The sequence below is a fragment of the Catenulispora yoronensis genome, from assembly GCF_039531695.1.
GTDB classification, from domain to species: domain Bacteria; phylum Actinomycetota; class Actinomycetes; order Streptomycetales; family Catenulisporaceae; genus Catenulispora; species Catenulispora yoronensis.
Genome location: NZ_BAAAQN010000046.1, coordinates 49,452 through 67,141, shown reverse-complemented (window position 1 = coordinate 67,141; position 17,690 = coordinate 49,452). Strand labels below are relative to the sequence as shown.

Annotated in this window: 21 protein-coding genes; 15 read left to right on the top strand and 6 right to left on the bottom strand. The window is 57.9% G+C overall.

From position 1 onward, the window contains the following. Positions 1–158: 158 nt before the first annotated feature. Positions 159–1,007, bottom strand: a complete 849-nt coding sequence (locus ABD481_RS31115; protein ID WP_344669374.1) for a hypothetical protein — start codon at positions 1,005–1,007, stop codon at positions 159–161. Between the two features lie 179 nt (positions 1,008–1,186). Between ABD481_RS31115 and ABD481_RS31110 the strand changes: the two genes are divergently transcribed. From ABD481_RS31110 to ABD481_RS31080, 7 genes are all read left to right on the top strand, one after another. After that, positions 1,187–1,528, top strand: coding sequence for a hypothetical protein (locus tag ABD481_RS31110; protein WP_344669373.1), 342 nt, complete (start codon positions 1,187–1,189; stop codon positions 1,526–1,528). A gap of 364 nt (positions 1,529–1,892) precedes the next feature. Continuing rightward, entirely contained in the window at positions 1,893–2,114 is a 222-nt protein-coding gene (locus ABD481_RS31105) for a hypothetical protein (protein WP_344669372.1), read from the top strand. A 244-nt stretch (positions 2,115–2,358) separates the two neighbouring features. Further along, positions 2,359–2,532 (top strand): hypothetical protein, encoded by a 174-nt coding sequence (locus ABD481_RS31100; protein ID WP_344669371.1) that lies wholly within the window; start codon positions 2,359–2,361, stop codon positions 2,530–2,532. Between the two features lie 83 nt (positions 2,533–2,615). Beyond that, positions 2,616–4,871, top strand: coding sequence for a type IV secretory system conjugative DNA transfer family protein (locus ABD481_RS31095; RefSeq protein WP_344669370.1), 2,256 nt, complete (start codon positions 2,616–2,618; stop codon positions 4,869–4,871). Next, positions 4,871–5,113, top strand: coding sequence for a hypothetical protein (locus tag ABD481_RS31090; protein ID WP_344669369.1), 243 nt, complete (start codon positions 4,871–4,873; stop codon positions 5,111–5,113). Before ABD481_RS31095 ends, ABD481_RS31090 begins: the two co-directional genes overlap by 1 nt. Before the next feature lie 115 nt (positions 5,114–5,228). After that, complete coding sequence (locus ABD481_RS31085) at positions 5,229–5,906, top strand: replication-relaxation family protein (protein ID WP_344669368.1); 678 nt, start codon at positions 5,229–5,231, stop codon at positions 5,904–5,906. A gap of 51 nt (positions 5,907–5,957) precedes the next feature. Continuing rightward, positions 5,958–6,452: a hypothetical protein gene (locus ABD481_RS31080; protein ID WP_344669367.1), complete on the top strand. Its 495-nt coding sequence runs from the start codon at positions 5,958–5,960 to the stop codon at positions 6,450–6,452. Between the two features lie 185 nt (positions 6,453–6,637). On the opposite strand, the gene ABD481_RS31075 is transcribed toward ABD481_RS31080, so the two are convergent. Further along, entirely contained in the window at positions 6,638–7,081 is a 444-nt protein-coding gene (locus tag ABD481_RS31075; RefSeq protein ID WP_344669366.1) for a hypothetical protein, read from the bottom strand. 623 nt (positions 7,082–7,704) lie between these two features. Between ABD481_RS31075 and ABD481_RS31070 the strand changes: the two genes are divergently transcribed. Beyond that, the gene (locus ABD481_RS31070) at positions 7,705–8,115 is read left to right on the top strand and encodes a type II toxin-antitoxin system death-on-curing family toxin (RefSeq protein WP_344669365.1); all 411 of its coding nucleotides are present in this window, start codon (positions 7,705–7,707) and stop codon (positions 8,113–8,115) included. Positions 8,116–8,384: 269 nt separating this feature from the next. Here the strand turns inward: ABD481_RS31070 and ABD481_RS31065 are convergent, their stop codons facing one another. Beyond that, positions 8,385–8,594 (bottom strand): hypothetical protein, encoded by a 210-nt coding sequence (locus tag ABD481_RS31065; protein WP_344669364.1) that lies wholly within the window; start codon positions 8,592–8,594, stop codon positions 8,385–8,387. Positions 8,595–8,981: 387 nt separating this feature from the next. Between ABD481_RS31065 and ABD481_RS31060 the strand changes: the two genes are divergently transcribed. Genes ABD481_RS31060 through ABD481_RS31050 form a run of 3 tightly spaced genes read left to right on the top strand, consistent with a single transcriptional unit; the run spans position 8,982 to position 10,685 of the window. After that, positions 8,982–9,764 (top strand): ParA family protein, encoded by a 783-nt coding sequence (locus tag ABD481_RS31060; protein WP_344669363.1) that lies wholly within the window; start codon positions 8,982–8,984, stop codon positions 9,762–9,764. Continuing rightward, positions 9,754–10,161, top strand: a complete 408-nt coding sequence (locus ABD481_RS31055) for a superantigen-like protein SSL4 (protein ID WP_344669362.1) — start codon at positions 9,754–9,756, stop codon at positions 10,159–10,161. Before ABD481_RS31060 ends, ABD481_RS31055 begins: the two co-directional genes overlap by 11 nt. Further along, positions 10,158–10,685: a transposase gene (locus tag ABD481_RS31050; protein ID WP_344669361.1), complete on the top strand. Its 528-nt coding sequence runs from the start codon at positions 10,158–10,160 to the stop codon at positions 10,683–10,685. The genes ABD481_RS31055 and ABD481_RS31050 overlap by 4 nt, the downstream gene beginning before the upstream one ends. A gap of 446 nt (positions 10,686–11,131) precedes the next feature. Here the strand turns inward: ABD481_RS31050 and ABD481_RS31045 are convergent, their stop codons facing one another. Then, the gene (locus tag ABD481_RS31045) at positions 11,132–12,772 is read right to left on the bottom strand and encodes a CHAP domain-containing protein (protein WP_344669417.1); all 1,641 of its coding nucleotides are present in this window, start codon (positions 12,770–12,772) and stop codon (positions 11,132–11,134) included. 236 nt (positions 12,773–13,008) lie between these two features. On the opposite strand from ABD481_RS31045, the gene ABD481_RS31040 reads away from it, so the two are divergent. Both ABD481_RS31040 and ABD481_RS31035 read left to right on the top strand, forming a co-directional pair. Then, positions 13,009–13,767, top strand: a complete 759-nt coding sequence (locus tag ABD481_RS31040; protein ID WP_344669360.1) for a hypothetical protein — start codon at positions 13,009–13,011, stop codon at positions 13,765–13,767. 26 nt (positions 13,768–13,793) lie between these two features. Then, complete coding sequence (locus ABD481_RS31035; RefSeq protein ID WP_344669359.1) at positions 13,794–14,372, top strand: hypothetical protein; 579 nt, start codon at positions 13,794–13,796, stop codon at positions 14,370–14,372. A 121-nt stretch (positions 14,373–14,493) separates the two neighbouring features. On the opposite strand, the gene ABD481_RS31030 is transcribed toward ABD481_RS31035, so the two are convergent. Together ABD481_RS31030 and ABD481_RS31025 are read right to left on the bottom strand one after the other, a co-directional pair. Beyond that, on the bottom strand, positions 14,494–14,814 hold the full coding sequence (locus tag ABD481_RS31030) for a hypothetical protein (protein WP_344669358.1): 321 nt from the start codon (positions 14,812–14,814) through the stop codon (positions 14,494–14,496). A 296-nt stretch (positions 14,815–15,110) separates the two neighbouring features. Beyond that, a complete protein-coding gene (locus tag ABD481_RS31025) occupies positions 15,111–16,538 on the bottom strand; it encodes a recombinase family protein (protein WP_344669357.1) in 1,428 nt (475 codons plus the stop codon). A 155-nt stretch (positions 16,539–16,693) separates the two neighbouring features. On the opposite strand from ABD481_RS31025, the gene paaI reads away from it, so the two are divergent. Then, complete coding sequence (gene paaI / locus ABD481_RS31020; RefSeq protein ID WP_425559334.1) at positions 16,694–17,254, top strand: hydroxyphenylacetyl-CoA thioesterase PaaI; 561 nt, start codon at positions 16,694–16,696, stop codon at positions 17,252–17,254. 73 nt (positions 17,255–17,327) lie between these two features. Continuing rightward, positions 17,328–17,666, top strand: a complete 339-nt coding sequence (locus ABD481_RS31015) for a hypothetical protein (protein ID WP_344669356.1) — start codon at positions 17,328–17,330, stop codon at positions 17,664–17,666. Positions 17,667–17,690 lie beyond the last annotated feature (24 nt).

Below are 17,690 nucleotides of genomic sequence, written 5' to 3'. Positions count from 1 at the left end.
ACCCGCTACACAAGTAGGCGGAGTGTCCAATCCGAAGACCAGCTAGGCACGGGTGCTTGCCGTTTAAGACAATGTTCCCATTTATAACATATCAAGATCATTTAGTCAATGATCTAATGATGCTCGTCCCTGTTAGAAGACACTGATCTAACTAAGCATCAGAGTCGCATTACTCCCGCTACGCCAAGGATGAGCGCAGCCATCACAAGGACAGCGACACTCACCACCGCTACACGTAGCATGTACTGCCGTTCCGTGGCTGGGAGTGGCTTCTTCCGTCCCTTCGTCAAGAACATGCCATGAAGCGTTTGGAGCCAGGTCAGGTTCTCCGGATTGTCAGCCGGAGGTGGTAGCTCGTAGCGACTCAAGGCACCGCGGAGGTCACGGAAGAAGGCGTGTGTCTTGTCGGCGAGGCCGGCGGGCACTTGGTTGCCGGGTTCTATCAATCCCTTGGTGTCGTCCTGGTTGAGCGGGTCTTCGGTGTTTGCGACGGGAGCAATGAGGGATGGATTGGCGAGCTGTTGCCGCGTCGCCTCCAGGAAGGCGGGGTTTTCAGCGCGGGAAATGATCAGACGAGCGAGTGCCCTGAACCCATAGGCTTCATAGCGGGTGTGCGTCTTCGGGCCACCTGCTTGGAAGAAGAGATCTTGTTTGGTTCTCTCACCAGCGACCAGGGATGCCCAGTCTCGACGGTCGTCGAGCTGACCATGGTCACGTAGGGGTTGGCCTTGTTGGTCATCTCCTACGGCGAGGGCAACCCGAACGGATCGGGGGATCTCTGACCGCTGCACTCTCGTACCGACGTGATCCAGCGTCCAAGCGAACTGCGGCTTGGATAGGTCATCTATGAGCTGGTCGAGCACTTGAAGCCCGACATCTCCGCTACCCGTGGGGGTGAGGAGGTCGAGGAGCTTCCGGCCCTCGAACTGCTCCAGCTTCTTTGCCGTGAGTCCGTCACCGACGCGCAGGGCCTCGAACGTCGCCACCAGCTCGTCAACGTCGCTCACGTAGCACTCTCCGGAAGGTCGCATCGGTGCTGGTTAGTGCATCCGACGGCACCGGACAGCAGGTGACAGTTTAAAGTGTCGGCCCTGCTGTCCTGTACTGTCCGCCGCCCTGTGGCCGAGCCTCCTCATAACGCGAGGCACCGAGCCCCGCGTCTGGGAAGAACGAGGAGACCAGGGCCATGGGCAGCGAACTTGAACTGTTCGGCGGAGGGATGCAGCAGGCCAGGCGACGCGGTGAAGTCGCCAGGCCGAGCCGTCGCCAGAAGCGCGCCGTAGAACAGGCCGACATCGAGCTGTTCCAGCTCGTGAGCGCCGGTAAGCAAGAAGAGGTCAAGGCCATCGTGCGCAAGCGCTTGACCGAGTCCGGCATGGAGGACGTGACCGACATTGCGCAGCTCGCCCGTGAACTGGCGGGCGAAGACGCCTACGTCGCCTCTCTGTTGATCCCCATCGTTCAGGAATTTGCGCGCACCACGGCTCGGGACATCCGGGACTTCGGCCGTGGCCGGGGGCGATGGTGAGCGCTAGCGACCTGCTCGGGGCGCTGGCTCTGGGTGCTGTCGTCCTGGCGTGGCCGGTCGGCAGCGTGGTCATCGGGTTCTTCCTGGACGGGCGCAAGCGGCGAGGCCGGAGCGGACAACGCCCACTCGGGTTCTGGGATGAGATCGAGGCCACCCAGCTCCAGCGCCACCGGAAGCGCCAGGCCGTGAAGCAGCTCCGGGCGACTGCCCGGAGGGCGCGGCGTGAGTCGTCCCGCTAAGTCGGATGGGGCGGGGTCAGTGAAACGCCCCCTCCTTGTTCCCCGCCGGCGACTGGTCTAGGTCGCCGGAATCACGCGACCACCGCGGAGCGCGGTTGGTCACGGACATCTAAGGAGTGAGTGTCATGGCGTGGTTGGGCTTTCTGGAACTGCTCGTCATCTTCGGGACGCCGGTCAGCGTCGCGGCGTACGTGTTCTACCGGCGCGGTGGTGCCGGTGGCGCGGAGCACCGACGCCGAGCGCGGCTGATCGAGACGTACACCCGCAACAGCGTTCACGACAACGAGGTCATGAACGAAGTGCTTGGGCGGATGGCAGTAGAGCGGCAGAACTACCGGCGTCGCTGAACGCGCTTGGTCACGACGTCCAGAGGTCGCCGCCGGCCGAGCCGGAGAAGCGGGAGTTCTACGGACTCCCGCAGTCGGCGAAGAACCGTCGAGGAATGCAGCCGTACACAGGGCCGAAGTCACCTCGGCCTACCTGGAAGGGGACGCCGGGAAGTGCGTCCCCTTCCAACTCGCAGCCGGCGCCTGGTCGAGGTTGTCGGCTCCTAGCGACCAGTCCATGCGCGGCTGGTCAGCCGGAACAAGTATGGAGGTGATCGTCATGAGGAAGGCACGATCCATTCTCGCAACCCTGCTGCTTGCAGCCGTGACGATTCATGTGCTGTGGATCGCCGTTGCGCCCTTGGTGCCGTATCTCGTCAGCTCGTTCGTCGTGGTGCTGGTGCTCGGGTTCATCTACCACCGCATGACGCGGTGGTAAAAACTACACACCTCATACTCATGTTCATATGAGAAAATAGAATGAGCATGAGTCCAACGTTTTACCTCGCCAGCTTTGTTGCTATGGCGCTGCTCTCCAGCGCTGGCTTGATGGGACTCAAGAACATGGCTACTTCACCCGGTGATCGGCTCACCTTTCGCCTGACCTTCCCTAGCAACCTCGACCCTGACCATGTGCTGACGTGGCTCCGCGCGATAAGCGGCACAAGGCGCAGCGGCGCTAGCCATTTGTTCAACCTGCCTTCGATGGCGTTCGAGGTCTGGGCGACGGATCGCGGCATCATGCACCGGCTCCACATCCCGCGTGCTCACGTTGACTTCGTGGTTCCACAACTACGTTCGCTCATCCCCGGTCTAACGGTGACACCCGAGACCGAAGAACTGCCCCACCAGTGGACGGCCGCGGTGGAGCTTGGTCACACCAACCCAAGTCGTACCTTGAGCATCCCGAGTGCTAGCTCTCTTTCTACGAGCCTCCTCACGAGTATGCAGGGGCTCGGGCCGAATGAAGCGCTCCTTCTTCAGTGGGTTGTGGCGCCTGCCGTCAAGGAGCATCTACCCACCACGAGCAAGCCGGTTAGAAGCGACCGTTTCAGTGTGATCGGGGGGCTCATCGGCTCGGGCTTGGAGGCCGGTAAGGACGAGGTGGCCGACCGCCGCGCCAAGCTCGGTGAACCAAACTTCCTCGGGGTACTACGAGTGGCAGCACAAGCCACCAGCTCCAGGCGCGCGGATACGCTCCTTGCCAGGCTCCGTCACAGCCTCGCAAGCAGTGCCGGTTCTCATAACGGCTTCAAGCGACGGCTCACACCTGAGAAGCGTTTGATGGAGCGCATCAAGCAGGCAAGCCCACTGGCGGTGTATCCCGCCAAGCTGTCGGCATCTGAGTTGATGGCCCTGATTTCTTGGCCACTCGGTGCGCCGTACATCGCTGGCCTTCCCCGTAGCAGGACGCGCCACTTGGCCGCGACCGGAGCGATTCCGAGGACGGGTCGAGTAATCGCGCGGTCTAACTTCCCCGGCGACGAACGGTTGCTTGCCCTCGATCCAGTGGAGTCGGCGAAGCACCTTCAAGTGGTCGGGCCAACGGGGTCGGGTAAGACGGCGCTACTGAGCAACTTGATTACTCAGGACATGGAGGCCGGCCGCGGGGTCATCCTCATCGAAGGTAAGGGCGATCTGTTCAAAGCCGCACTCGACCGAGTGCCTGAACGCCGCCTTCAAGACGTCGTACTGCTGGATGTGACCGATACGGACTACCCGGTCGGCTTCAACATCTTGCAGGGCAACCCCTACATGGTCGCTGCGGATATTCAACGGCTCTTCGACCACCTGTATCCGCAGGACGCCCGAGGGGTGCGTGTACGTCAGGGGTTCTACCACCTGATTCTGACGCTCCTCATGAGCGAGGGTGCCGACCGGCCCATGACGTTCGCCGACATCGGGCCGCTTAGCGTGCCGAGGGCCGACCAAGAGGATTTTGCCGACCGTCTGATCCGAGGCGTTTCACACATCGAGGAGCTTGCCGGTTGGTGGCAGGAAATCACCAACCTTCCCAGGGCGCAGCGTGACCTCTACTTCAAGCCGATCTCTGACCGCATTTGGCAGCTCAACAACCGTCGCTCGATACGGAACATCATCGGGCAGAGCAACAGCACGGTGAACCTCCGCGACATCATCCAGGGTCGGAAGATTCTGCTCGTCAACACTGGGCGCGAGACGGAGGGAAAGGATACGGCTGGGCTATTTAGCAGCCTGGTTCTTAACTCTGTCTGGAGCGCCGTGCAGGCCGGTGCGGCCGATCCGCAGAACCCAACCATGAGCTACGTCGATGAGTTCCAGGACGTTATCAACCTACCGATTGCGCCGGAAGAACTGTTCGCTCAGGCACGGAGCAAGGGCCTCGCTATGACAGTGGCACATCAGCACCGCAGCCAGCTTTCTCGGGAACTCCAGGACGCCACGGCAAGCAACGCACGTTCGACAGTGGTCTTCCAAACCTCGGTCGAGGACGCCCGGGACTTCGCGAGGCAGTTCGGTAAGAGCGTGACAGAAGAGGACTTCATGAACCAGCGACAGTTTGAAGTCATCATGCGTCTTGCCACGAGCGAGGGTGTCAGTTCACCAGTAACAGGGGTGACGTTGCCGCCACGTGAACCAACCGGATTCACCGACAAGGTACGGCAACTTTCAAGAAGTCACTACGCGAGGCCGGTTGCCGAAGTTGAACGCGAAATCGCCGAGCGACGCGGCACCCGAGTGCAGCCGACCAAGCCCAAGAAGAACCGTCCATTCGGCGGGAAGGTCTGGGATGCCTGATGCGAAGCATTCAAGGGCTCCTCGCCGAGTTGGCCTACTTGCAACGGAGCTGCACGTATCTGACCGACGCGCTTCGGGACATCGAGCGCAGCGCTGGAAGCTTTAGTGACCTCGATCCGATGCAAGAAGCGATGATCGAGGCCACCACGCAACAAGAGGCGTCGTTCATAAAGCATCATCTCGATAGCGCTGCCCGCTCGGCTGAAGACTGGCGGGCTCGCATCGAGGCCGCTGCCGGGTAACCAACCCCGTTGCACAGCCGCTGTTCAGCCGTTGCCGTACGACCACCCCGGCAGGCCAGCTGACCTGCGGCGACGCCTGCACCTATCAGCACGTATCACACGAGGGGGACACGACATGGAACTATCGCATAGAGATTTGGATGTTTTGAAGCTGACATATAGCTTCACACAGCTCGCCTCGACGCACCTCGCCGAGCTGCTTTTTGCTGACGTCTCGCGCACTGTGACGAACAAGGTTCTAGGGCGCCTGACGCGTGACAGCTACCTCTATCGTGTCGGCAGGCGCACGGCCGGTGAAAGCGGGGGGAACTCACCCTACGTCTACAAGCTCGGCAGGTTGGGCCGAACGCTCCTCGGCGTCGAGGGCAGGCAATCGACCGCAGTAAATGACCACGCCCTCATGATTGCCGACACCTACCTTGAGCTACGCCGCGCCGAAAAGACGGGCGTTCTCACGGTGCGCAAGTGGGAGGTAGAACGTTCCCTGCCACCTATACGAGCTGACCTACTGGCAGCCGTGGACTATCCGGCGCAGAGGCGCAGTAGTAGCTACTTCCTAGAGATTGACCTTGGCACTGAAGCGCCTATACGCCTCCGCGAGAAAGTCGCGGGATACTGGCGTGTCTACCATCGTAGTGAAGAGGACTTCTTTCCGTTCGTGGTGTTTGTCGTGAAGCGCGAGGCTCGTAAGCGAGAGATCGAGCGGATCATCCGGGCACTGCCCGAGGAGCAACGAGAGATGGTACGAGTGTTTCTCCTGGGCGAACTGATCCCGCAACTGATGCAGCTTTGAACATGGCCGCCGATTGACCTATTGGAGCCAGCGTGTATAAATAGAGCCATCATGAAGATAGAGGAAATTGTCAGCGAGGTTGAGAGAATCAAACGTAAGTTTGACGAACTCAATGATGCCGACCCTGAAGACTATCTACCGCCTCTACTAAATGAGCTAAGGAAGTACATCTTTCAAATTCACGCAAGTTACGAGCGAAGCTTGGAACTGTTGCTGCTGATCGACTTCTTCAATGGCTATATCGAATACGAGTCAGGCGCTACTGTTCTTGACGAACTCTCGTTCTTCAGTAAACTGAAGCTTGTTCACAAGGCGCATCCGAAATTCCCTCACAGGCTTGCTGAAAAACTCAACAAACTACGCAACGATTTTGCGCATAAAAAGGGTTCTACGCTCCGAGCTGGCTGGAACGATGATCAGAAGCGCATGGAAGAGTTTCAGTTCTTAGAGAAGGCCCACGATGAACTCGAATCCTTCTGGAAGGAGTATGTGAAACTGAAGAAGGCTGATCAAGGCGTGGTCGCGGAGCACATTGAACAGACCTGACCTACAGGACGTGGCCGGCGGCGAGTTGATCGGCCGGTTCATGCCCCACCGCGGTGGGTAGCAGGACTGCTCGATCTTTGCGGCGTTCAGGCGGCTTATAAGGGTGGGTTCCGGGTCGAGACGCATCCAAACGTCACACCGAGCGATTCAACGCCCCACAGTCGCTCTCATAAGCTCACAGGACACTACGCGGCGGAGGTGTCGGCTTGGCGCGGTATGGCGAGCTTGCAGAACAGTCCGAAGGGATGTCTCTTCCCTACTTCAGCTGCCGTCACGGCAAAGCGCACGGCTCCTTGCTGGTGGCGCCATGCAGCCTTGAACACGGCGTTCATGCTGTCGGCGGGCACCTTGATGCGGCTCCCAATCTCGTGGGCGATGCGGCGCACCTGGCGGAGCTTGGCCAAGAACTTAAGCGAGCGCTCCCAGTGGGTTGGTTTGCCTTCTTTCCCCGGTACTGGTGTCGTTCTGGTGGCGCGGGCGAACCAGTGGCTCGGCGTGTCCTTGCCCTGCGCAACCTCAGCTAGGTCGAGCAGGTCTCGAAGGTGGCCCTTGCGGATGAGCGCCTTGAACTTGTTGCGGAACATCTTGTTGTCGATGAGGACGTCAATCGCCTCCGGGATCTCCCCCACGGTGGCTACTGCCTTACCTGACTCCCCCCTATGGGCTGACGTTTCTTCTATAGAAGTACTGGAAGAGCTTTCGCTTGCCTTATTTCTATAGAAGGCTTCGCGGGCGGTAATGGCTGCTCCTATGGTTTGCATGTTGGTGTTTCCCCTCTCCCGCTTTCAGGCAGCACAAAGCTACCCCACCTCGCGGGGTTGAATAAGTTAGTTGTTCAGGCTCGGTTCAACCAGGATGCGAAGACAAAAGAAAAAGCCCCGCATGGGGGCTTAATCACTCGTTCTTCAAAGCTACTACCATAATAAACTAAGCCTACAGAAAGTGCAATACTTTTCTGTGGTTTTTGCTTTGGATCTGAACGATACCCCCATAACCGATGGCCACCACCCGTCCGATTGGCTTTGAAGAACGAGTAATGACGTACCTCTAGTATAGATTGGCGGCGTGGAATTTGCAACGACTTTAAGTGTTTACTCTAGTAAAAGGCAATACCTTAATTTATAATCAAGACTATGCAACACAACGCCTCTACTATCGATACGCTCACACCTCAGCAAAAGGCTGAGATTGATCGTGCTGTGAAGCGGACGGTTAAGCGGTATCGCAAGACACTCTTGCGCCTCGCTCTTACATGAAACAGGTCACTGTAGCTGAGGCTCGGTATGCAGCTCTAAGGCTCAAAGACCTCCTCGACTACGACGAACCCATGGACTTCGATGTGCGCACTCCTGGACGGCTTGAGAGCTGCCTAGACCAGCCCTTCACTCACTTCAATGGTCGCTACGTCTATTGGACGCTTGCTCACCGAGCTGCTGTCCTGTTCTACCTCGTAATTAAGAACCACCCGTTCGCCAACGGCAACAAGCGAATGGCACTGGTCTTATCTCAGCTCCTCGCCCAGAAGAACGGCCGGTGGCTCGATATGCACCCGGACGAGCTGTACGACCTGGCCTGCGATGTGGCCAATAGTGATCGGAAAAACAAAGAAGCCGTTGTCGCGTCCTTGAAGGACACGTTCAAACGGCATCTCGTTGATCTTTAGATTGCGGTGGCCGGCATCGGCTGCACTAGGCGGCTTTCTGTTCAAGCCTCTCGGTCTTGTACCAAAAGAGCTGCCATCTCGGATTCCTGGGTATTAAGTCGGTCGGTTATGCCATCGAGTGTCTGATAGATCTTGTCGACCTGTTCAGTGGTTGCCTTAGTCTCTAGCTCTGAGTCGATCTTATCGAAACGCTCCTGCATGTATTTAAATAGTCGCGTGAATTGGTCTTCGCTCATGCCGCTTCTATTATGCGCTCTTGGAGAAGATAATCAAGCGGCCTGTTGGCTTCGGCGGAAGGTGTCGAGAGCGAGCTGCATAACCTCGTAGTCCTTCATGTCGCGTTCTACAGCCTCACGCTTCACCCACTTGATCCACGCTGGTGGCAGATGGGTGGTGTACTTGACCACTAGCGGTTTAGTGGGTTTGCCCACTTCACTACTTGTGGTTTTGTGGTCATCGGTCAGTGTCGGTGTGTTCATCGCTTTCCCCTCCTCTTGTTAATCCTGCGCGTCTTCGGTGCAGGCGTGTTAAGTAGACGCTCGGCGAGACGTACCCATGTCGCCTCTGACGTCAGTTGGTGTTGCTCTGGCCTGATCCCTAGCCGCTCGGTCACGAAGACCTTAGAGAGCTGACTCACGAAATCTGGTGAGATAATTGCCGCGTTCTTTTCCATTCGCATTTCCTCTTACTCTCTTATTCTAATGCATTAGAGCGTGAGAATACAAGCATTTGCACGCACATTCTCATGCTCTAACGTTCTAACGCACTCACGCGTGAGAATAATGATTCAAGCATGAGTGAGCGCGTTGACTATTGCACGCTTAGGTTCGCGCGTGTTAATTTGAGTGCAGGAGAATAAATGAATAATGGCCAAAAAGATAGCAATCGCCATCCATAAAGGAGGGGTAGGGAAGACAACCACCGCTAAGAACCTTGCGGCAGCTCTGGCGCAGGCAGGGAAGACAACCCTCCTGGTTGACCTGGACGAGCAAGCCAACGCGACCAAGGGCTTAGGTGTCGATCCGGCACAGGTACCAGTGACCCTCAACGATCTGTTCGTCAGCACCGAGATTGCGCCCGCTTCGGCCGTCCTCACCACTGACGTTGACGGCCTACATCTGATTGCAGGGCATCCAGAGCTCTCGCGCACCGAAACCGGTATGGCGACGCTTCGAGGGGCCGACCCGACAGCGCCCGACCCAATCATGGCGCTCAAGGGTCTCTTGGCTGAGCTGGATGACCGCTATGACTTCATCATCATGGACACCCCGCCGAGCATGAACTACATGACTATCAACGCCCTAGCGGCGGCCGACGAGCTGGTGATCCCAGCAGCGGCGAGCGCGTACAGCGCTGACGGCCTGGCTCGCACCATCGAGGCGTACGAGCGCGCGGTAGGGAGCTACAACCCAGCCCTTCGGCTTCGGGGCATCTTGGTGACGCGTTTCAAGCGCACCAACGCGGCCGCAGCCGTCTTCGACGGGATAGGCGACGCGTACAGCGACCTCGTGATCCCTCAGCTCATCGTGGAGTCCACAGCCGTCGATGAAGCCGAGCAACTGAATCAACCGGTAGTGCTCTATGACCCGGAGAGCCCAGCCGCACAAGGGTATAAGCGGGTCGCGGAGATCCTGAGCAATGGCAAGTAGAGACTTCAAGAAGCAGTTGAGCGAGCGGAAGGCGAGTACACCTCGCGTCGCCATCCCGCAAGTTGATCCCGAGGCACCTAAACCGACGCCGGCCGAGCCCGTAGCTCCAGCTCAATCAACAGCCGCACCACAACAGGTAGAAACCAGCGACCATCCGCGTACCGCGGTGCCCGATGAGTCGGCCGTACCTACCGCGCAAGAGATGGCGCCTGTTCGCCTGGCGACCGTGGACACCAACGAAGCGCCCGTAAACCGGGGCTTCCACATGTACCCGTCACGCCACAAGCAACTACGAGATCTCGCCTACGTCGAGGAACGCAAGCCCTGGCAGGTCATCGAGGACGCTTTAGAGGAGTACGTCACGCGGCGCTACGGGAAGCAGTACAAGCGCAAATGAGTGGTCAGTTAAGCCCTGAAGAGTCCGTGCCCGTCGCGTCGGCTCCCAGCGACCTTACTGATAATGAGTGGAGGTATCTTGTATCCATCCTTGGTGTGCGCCCTAGAGGAAATGGGCGAAATATCAAAGAGCTGGAGGCGAAGCGACGCTCTTTCAATGGCGTTCGCTTCAAGCTGGCCAACAATCTACCATGGTCCAAAGTGCCAGCCCGATACGGCAAGGCTTATGTGTGCTACGAAAATCACCGTGGATACGAAGCGACCGGGCTATACAGCAGTCTCTACCGCAAGGCTCAAGGTAACACCTCTATGCCGGAACTGGTGGACTGGCTACGCATCATGGCAGAGAATGCGAAACAAGGGCGGCAGTCGATTGGCCCTACTGTAGATGCTTATTACGATCGGGAGGAGCCTCGGATTAATCTTAATCAGATCCTTCGTGATATCGAGATCTTCATGGAACAGAACCCATCATTTAGCGTTAAGTTCGAGGTGAAGAGTAGAGATTGGCGCGATTTGCGATAATATCTACTGGGATCATGGGTCGCACAACCTATATTTTACGACGTTAGCTAACAGGGGTAGAGTGGTGCAATCTATGGGAACGGGCCATGTCAAGGGCAACAATCGAGCAGGATGACCCCTGTTGAGATGCATATTATGCCATGTTGAATAAATTGTGTTCTAGTAGGACTCAGTCAGCTCCGCGGACACGCTTAGTCGCTGTCTTCAAGCCCTCGCCGCCGGCGCGAGGTAGATCGGCCGCTTCTACCATCCACGCGAGACCCGTGCTTCGGGCATTAAAAAAGCCTGCTCCCACCGAGCAGGTTTCGTCGCCTCAAGCTCCGTAAAAGGAGCGAGTCTTCTAAGTTGTGGCTTGCTAGCCAGGCGTCGTCGCTGGCGGCGACGTATCGCCCGGCCAGCCGCGCCATCTGTTGAGGGTATTCACTCACGGGTGCTCAGCGTGGTCGCTAGAACTGCGGCAGGAAGACTGTCTGGTTGAGTGCCAGACCCGTCTGATCCCACTGCTGTCCGCCGTAGGTCAATCCCGAGTTGTTGCCGTAGTTGTACGCCACGGCCGTATCGAACCCACTGCCACCGTTTGAAACGGTAGCGTAATACAGATCCGTATAGCCATTGCCTCTGGTGTCAGCAGGAACGAGCACGGTTGACGCGTACGGAACGTTGGGAGCACTAAACCAAATGCCTTGCCAACTCCCGTTGCCCGACGAGTCGAAGCCTTCAACCGCCATGTCGAAACCACCGTCAGGACGCTGGCTGACGTAGGCGAATGCCTCTCGTCCCGGGCCATCCCAATGAGCCGGGATGAACCGAACCTGGTTGAGTGCCAAGCTGGATTGAGTCATCTTGGTACCCGCCCACGTGAAGGGGTTGGTTCCGTCGTTCGCCATCTCTCCAGTCGAGAAGCCGGGACTACTCGGATTGGTGGAGCTGGAGTAGAGCAGATCGTCCACACCACTTCCCGTCGCGTCGATGGGAGTGAAGGTGGTGTTGTTGAACTGCACCCCGGATGAACCGGGCTCAGTCCATTTCACTCCTTGCCACGACAGGTTACCTGACGAGTCTGCCGCGAAGGTCGCGACGCTGAAACCATTGTCACTGTTCTTCGTGACGTAGGCGAACGCAGGCCCACCGTTGGACGACCACTTCCCGGCCAGGAACTTGACATCGTTCAGGGCCAAGTTGGAGAAGGTCTGCTTGGTGCCACCGTAGGTGAGACCACTGCCGGTGTTCTGCATGTACCCGATGGTGAAACCGGGCTGTGACCAGTCGGCCGACGTGGCGTAGTACAGGTCAAGCAGCCCGTCGTTGTTGACATCCACCGGAATGAACAGCGTGTTGTTGAACTGCACCCCGGACGAACCGGGTTCAGTCCACACCACACCCTTCCATTGCAGACCTGCTGAGGTCTGTTCCTGAATCGCCACGGAGAACCCATTATCTGCGTTCTTCGTGACATAGGCGAAATCCTGGCCGCTGTCTCCCGACCACCAGTGGCCCGCCATGGGAACGACGGAACCGTTCAGGGTTGTGGGAGGTGGGGGCGGAGGTGGCGGTGTACTGGGCACGTCCTTGAAGTGGATGAAGTGGTCCGGCCAGCCGGATTGACCGACATAGAACCGCTTCTTCATCGTTGTTCCGCCATAGTTGTCCTCGCTGATGTCGATGTAGGTGGAAGTCACCGCCTCGACGTATGCGACATGGCCGGTTTCAAGCGCAGGCCCGGAATATGCTTCCCAAACAGCAACCGCACCTGTGGCGGCCGTGTTATTGACTGGGATGCCGTAGGCCGTAGCGTTCTCATCCCAGTCCATGGCATTGCCAAGGTTGCCGGGATTTGTTACACCGTTCTGCCAGAGCCTGTAGGTCACATAGTTGGTGCAGTTGTGACCGTTGGCATCCACGGGGTAGCCCCACGGTTGCTGACCGGTGTAGCCCGTGTAGCTGACGCATGCGAAACTCGGCGTTTGGCCGTAGGCGCCGCAGGTGATGTCGTAGGCGTACGCCGTCCCCGAGCTGCCCATCACTCCAACGAGCGAAAGCAGCAAGGAGGCAAGCACCAAGCCCGTCGTCTTGCGGAAGATGAACATACGCAAGCGCGTCCGCCTTCCGGTTTTTCTGATTGCCAAGGTTCTCACCCTTTCCCCGGATGCTAGTGGGGGACGCGCGGCGGAATGCCGAAACCCTTCGTGATTAGCAAAGAGACGTGTCTGGTGGATTACTTTAAAACAATTGATTCAAAATCCAAAGCATGAGAATTATGAACTAGCCAGCGCTCGGCCTAGATATTGATTTCTATCCGTTTTATGCTATTCTTCAGAGAAGTATGAATGAAGCACCACTCCATAACCCACTGAAGCAAGACGGTTCAAGTAACCGCAGCACTTTGAAGACAACGTTGCTCGTCGTTCTGGCGCTTGTAGCCGTAGCCAGTATCGGTTACTCGATCTATGCCTGGATGCAGAACCGCCAGCTATCTAACGACGTCACCAACAAGAACAACCAGATAGCAACCCTGCAAAAGCAACAGACGCCTCCAGCGAAGACGACGCCAACCCCACCAGCTGATCCTTATGCGGGTTGGCAGAGTGCAACGTTGAATTATGAGAAGGCTACTTTTAAGTACCCGTCGACATGGAAGCTGACAAATACGAGTACGCCTAACGGCACCACTGGCAATATCACGCCAGGATCAGATCAAGTGAAACTATCAAGCCCTACTGGTTTGACAGTGACTATCGATACAGGCGTAAGCGGTCTTGGTGACGGCCCATACGGCAATGGTGAAGTTTTAGCTACACCAATTACAACGCTCGGTGGTAACTACTTTCTCGGCTTCGGCACGTATGGTGCTCCAACGAATTCATCGACTACAAGCGAGGGTATTGTAGGTACTACGTCAACACGTTATGCCACGTGGCCGACTGGAAAGAACACGAGTTCATCAAGCGGCAAGACCTACACTGTAATCTCAATGGCCTACTACGACGCATCTAGCCATGCCATCATTAAGCCTGTGAGTGATTTCCAATCCGATAGCTCCTACAACGACGCACTTCTTATCATTAAGTCTTTGAGTTACTAGGTATGGGCCACCGAGGCGCGTTAAGGTTGCTTAGCTTCACCGTTCTTGCCCTGGTGGCCGTTGTTGGGTTTGGCTTATCTATCTACTTCGCACAGCAAAACCACGTGCTCTCAGCTGACATCATCAACAAGAACAATCAGATAGCTGATCTACAGAAGAAGCAATCGACTCAAACGACCCCAACTCCAACAACAACGCCGACGACGCAACCCGCTCCCGCAGCAACCTACCTCGACATCAAAGAGATGGGTATTAAGATTAAGCTAAGTGACGATATTAAGGATGCGGTCTATCTTTATGACACGTCTTATCCGGCTACCCCTATGGCTAAAATATCCTCGAATACAATGCTGAATAAGCCTGGTTGGTGCGATCTCAAAAATGAGCCTGCTTTCGGTTTAATCACTGAGAGGAAGAGCTTAGCTATGCCGGACGGCGGAACGCTGAAAGTCGACAACACGACGGTCTTCCAAGTGGGAACTAACTACTTTGTATACACGTCTCCCCAGTCACCATGCGCCAAGAACTCTGATGATCAGGCTACTGAGGTCTCGCTACTTGCATCTTTCAAGCAGGCGCTGACGACTATGCAGGCAGACCAATAAGTCAGCTCTAGAAGTCGAATAGGTAAAAGCCCCCGCCCCGACAGCCCTCTAGGAGCTACCAGGACGAGGGTGTTTCCGTCTCAACTACCGGGAGCGTTGGCAGGAAGCGGAGATTGAGGGATTACCCGCCGTTCCCGATGCGGGTACCGGGCAGCCGTCCCCTCGTGCCACGAGCGTTCTTGAGAACTTCACCCATGTTCGGGGCCAGCTTGTTGAAGTCGGCCAGCTTCATGGCGATGTTCTTGGTGTGGCCGGTCGGCAGACTCACCTCCAACACCACCAGGTCGCCGATTTCCTTGAACGCCTCGACCTCGGAGGCCAGCACGTCCAAAGCTTTCGGCTGGTCGAGTTCGGGATGCTGCCGTACGACGACAGTAGCGAACTCGTGATCGGCGCCGTCCTGATTACTCAGGTCGGACACCTTGCGCGAAACGATTGCCATCTTTCTGCTCCACTGCTCGATTTTTCGGCCGATGATCCACGGCCACTCTTTATTAATTACACACAACATGCGTAGGTGGATATGGTGGAATTGGCAACGTTCGCAATAGCCGATGACTTACCGGCCGGCCTGTAATATAATTGGCCATAGATTATGACCGTCAAACAAGCCCCGACACTATCGCCAGCCGAGCAGCGGCAAACCAAAAGTCCCGCCCTCGTTAAAGAGCGGGACTGGATTGCAAAGCAGCTTGCCCGTGCGCCGAAACCGACGAAGAGTCGTCTAGCTAAAGTTCGTCAGCTACTAAACGGCTGACGCCACACGGGAGTCACGCGGCCCTCATTGTATGTCATCTGACGGCCTTTTTCGCGCACCCCTACAGCAGGAGCTATAACTATCGCCTCGAAGAGTTCCCGGATGATTGCTTGCTTCCGCTCAAACGCAAGCGTCGGCCACTCCTCGGCCACTGACATGACCTGCTTCATCTTCCGTACCTGCTGCGCCATCTGGGAGCGCAGCTTCTTCTGTTCGTCCTCAAGCTCCTTGATCGAGGGGAACACGATGGAGCCCGACATCTCACCAGCTCGGTACGCCGTCATGAGTTCAGCAATCTTCGCCGTCACCTCGTCAAGACGGGAGGTATCGGGAGTAGCTTCAGGTTCAGTCGGCTCGATCGGTTGATCGAGGTACGCCAGCACCAAGGCCGTGATCTGTTGATCGAGCCGTGGGCCTGAGATGCCCACGCCAGCGCACCCGCCTGCGTCCTTGGATTGGCAGTTGTAAGTGAAATAGCGGTCACTCCGACGCACGCGAACCAGTCGGGCGCCGCAGAGACTACAACGCAGGACAGGGCTAAGGAGCGCCTTGGTTGGTCGACGTCGATCAGGCTTCGGCTTCAAGAGTTCACAGAGCACTTCCCAGGTAGGGACGTCAATGAGACCACCGTCCTTGCGCTTGATCGGCTGACCCTCGGTGTCGCGCTGGAGCTCTTTCTTGTACTCCACGAGGCCAGCGATGCCTGGGGCGATCAGGATGCGGCGCACGGTTTCGCCAGTCACGCGACCACCGCGCGCCGTCGTGATGCCCTTCTCACGCCACTCTTCGGCGATGGCTGTCGGACGAATACCGGCGAAGACATCTGCGATGGCCCTGTGCGTGATGGTGGCCTTGTTCTCGTTGATCGACCCATCCTGGTTCCGATAGAACGCCGGGTAGTTGCTGAAGACGTTTCCCTTCAGCGCTTCGTCCCGATAGAAGTTAGTCACCCGCTTCACCGTCTTGGCGCTGGAGTGGTTGGCGATGTTCACGAGCATCCGGGCGATCATCTGGCCGTCTTCGTCCGTGAGGTCGATGCTCATGGAGGGGAGCCAGAGCACAGGCTTAGGTCGCTTCTGCTTGAAGTAGGCGTCGCAGTACGCCTTGATCACGCGTTCCAGGTCAGCGGGCTGCCGGAAGATCCGATCTAGATCCCACCCAGCGATGCCGTCGTTGTGACCTGCGATGAAGTCTTGAAGCCAGGGTTCAAAGCCTTCATCGCGGATGACCTCTGGCTTATACGCTGACTTGTCGTTGTCGATGTACTCCCGCGTGGCGACTCCACCACGCGTCTCAATGAGTGGCAGTACGGTGCGAAACTGCCGGTCAAGACCGGGGGCACGCTCTTCATCCGTATCCGAGATACGGGCGTACGGGCTAACGCGTGGTGTGGAGTTGTCCTGCTTCATGTGGATATACCCTTATTGTACCATTTTGGGTATAGTCCTCAAAGCATTGAGAGGGTTGAACGCGCACTACTCGCTCGACACCCTCGCCGAGGCGTACGCCGAGCTGCGCGAGGCCGCCGGGATCGACGTGCGCGGGACGACGTAGGGTCGCCCACATGCACAGCGAACTCGAACCTGGGACCGGACTCGAACTCGAACCTGAACCCGAACTCGAACCCGGGACCGAAGCCGAACGCGAAGCCGATGCCGAACCCCATGCCGATGACCTGGGCGGTTCCGACCCGGGCGACGCCGGTCTGGCTGCCGCTCGTCGTATGTTCGACGCCGACCGGGCCTCGGCGGGTCTCGGGATCGAGCTCGTCGATCTCGCGGTGGGGCGGGCGGTGGTGCGGATGCGGGTGGCGGGGGGCATGTTGAACGGGCATGGCATTGGTCATGGTGGGTACGTTTTTTTGCTCGCTGACACGGCTTTCGCGTTGGCTTGCAACAGTCGTGGGCCGGCGACGGTGGCGGCTGGTGGGGATATCAGCTTCTTGGCGCCGGTCGCGGAGGGCGATGTGTTGACGGCGCGGGCTGAGGAGCGGGTGGTTTATGGGCGTAGTGGGATCTATGACGTGACGGTCGTGCGCGGGGAGGAAGTGTCCAATTCGGGGAGGAATAGGCCGGAAATCGTCGCTGAGTTCCGTGGACGTAGCCGAAACGTCGCCCGTCGTTGACTTTTCGCGACGGGTCAGCAAGATGTCTGTAACCCAGATCACATCGGGGGCAGCATCTTCAGGAGGCACCGCCATGTCCTTGGCCGACCGCGACCGGTTGGTCTTCGAGGAATACTCCGACCTCGGCCGGCATCTGTCCGGTGTCTGGCGCCGCGAGCGGGTCCGCTGTCTGGCCTGCCGCTGCGGGTGGGTCGTGATGACCAGCTTCGCGCGCGCCGGTTTGACGATGGTCGGCATCAATCCGAACGAGGTTCGGAACGAGTCGGCGGAGCGGCGCCGGGCCGCGGGGGCGTCGCGGGCGGGAACGGGCGCGGAACGCAACGTGGCCGACATCGATGCCGACCGTGAAGCCGGCCTCACTGCCGACCTCGATGCCGACGTCAAGAACCCCAAACGCCGAAACGCCCCCTAACTGCCGCGGACCACGCTGTTCCGT